This window comes from Granulicatella seriolae, from assembly GCF_024543085.1.
Classification (GTDB): domain Bacteria; phylum Bacillota; class Bacilli; order Lactobacillales; family Aerococcaceae; genus Granulicatella; species Granulicatella seriolae.
The window spans coordinates 1,723-3,290 of record NZ_JANHNZ010000021.1 but is presented as its reverse complement, the minus strand read 5'-3'; the positions used below and the strand labels follow the sequence as shown (position 1 = coordinate 3,290).

The following is a 1,568-nucleotide window of genomic DNA, read 5'->3' as shown; positions in this document are numbered from 1 at the left end:
TATCATGAGAGTTTGATCCTGGCTCAGGACGAACGCTGGCGGCGTGCCTAATACATGCAAGTCGAGCGGAGTTACAAGAGATGCTTGCATCTCTTGTAACTTAGCGGCGAACGGGTGAGTAACACGTGGGTAACCTACCCATCACAGGGGGATAACATTCGGAAACGGATGCTAATACCGCATAGGTTCTTTGACCGCATGGTCGAGGAAGGAAAAGAGGCCTTAGTGCTTCTGGTGATGGATGGACCCGCGGCGTATTAGCTAGTTGGTGAGGTAAAGGCTCACCAAGGCAGTGATACGTAGCCGACCTGAGAGGGTAATCGGCCACATTGGGACTGAGACACGGCCCAAACTCCTACGGGAGGCAGCAGTAGGGAATCTTCCGCAATGGACGAAAGTCTGACGGAGCAACGCCGCGTGAGTGAAGAAGGTTTTCGGATCGTAAAACTCTGTTGTTAGAGAAGAACACGTGCTAGAGTAACTGCTAGCATCATGACGGTATCTAACCAGAAAGCCACGGCTAACTACGTGCCAGCAGCCGCGGTAATACGTAGGTGGCAAGCGTTGTCCGGATTTATTGGGCGTAAAGCGAGCGCAGGCGGTTTCTTAAGTCTGATGTGAAAGCCCACGGCTCAACCGTGGAGGGTCATTGGAAACTGGGGAACTTGAGTGCAGAAGAGGAGAGTGGAATTCCATGTGTAGCGGTGAAATGCGTAGATATATGGAGGAACACCAGTGGCGAAGGCGACTCTCTGGTCTGTAACTGACGCTGAGGCTCGAAAGCGTGGGTAGCAAACAGGATTAGATACCCTGGTAGTCCACGCCGTAAACGATGAGTGCTAAGTGTTGGAGGGTTTCCGCCCTTCAGTGCTGCAGTTAACGCATTAAGCACTCCGCCTGGGGAGTACGACCGCAAGGTTGAAACTCAAAGGAATTGACGGGGACCCGCACAAGCGGTGGAGCATGTGGTTTAATTCGAAGCAACGCGAAGAACCTTACCAAGTCTTGACATCCTTTGACCACTCTAGAGATAGAGCTTTCCCTTCGGGGACAAAGTGACAGGTGGTGCATGGTTGTCGTCAGCTCGTGTCGTGAGATGTTGGGTTAAGTCCCGCAACGAGCGCAACCCTTATTACTAGTTGCCAGCATTGAGTTGGGCACTCTAGTGAGACTGCCGGTGACAAACCGGAGGAAGGTGGGGATGACGTCAAATCATCATGCCCCTTATGACTTGGGCTACACACGTGCTACAATGGATGGTACAACGAGCAGCGAACTCGCGAGGGTAAGCGAATCTCTGAAAGCCATTCTCAGTTCGGATTGTAGGCTGCAACTCGCCTACATGAAGCCGGAATCGCTAGTAATCGCGGATCAGCACGCCGCGGTGAATACGTTCCCGGGTCTTGTACACACCGCCCGTCACACCACGAGAGTTTGTAACACCCAAAGTCGGTGAGGTAACCTTTATGGAGCCAGCCGCCTAAGGTGGGATAGATGATTGGGGTGAAGTCGTAACAAGGTAGCCGTATCGGAAGGTGCGGCTGGATCACCTCCTTTCTAAGGAAACT

At 52.6% G+C, this 1,568-nt stretch carries 1 rRNA gene; it reads left to right on the top strand.

Going from position 1 to position 1,568, the window contains the following annotated elements:
• A 16S ribosomal RNA gene (locus tag NPA36_RS10175) occupies positions 1 to 1,557 on the top strand.
• Positions 1,558 to 1,568 lie beyond the last annotated feature (11 nt).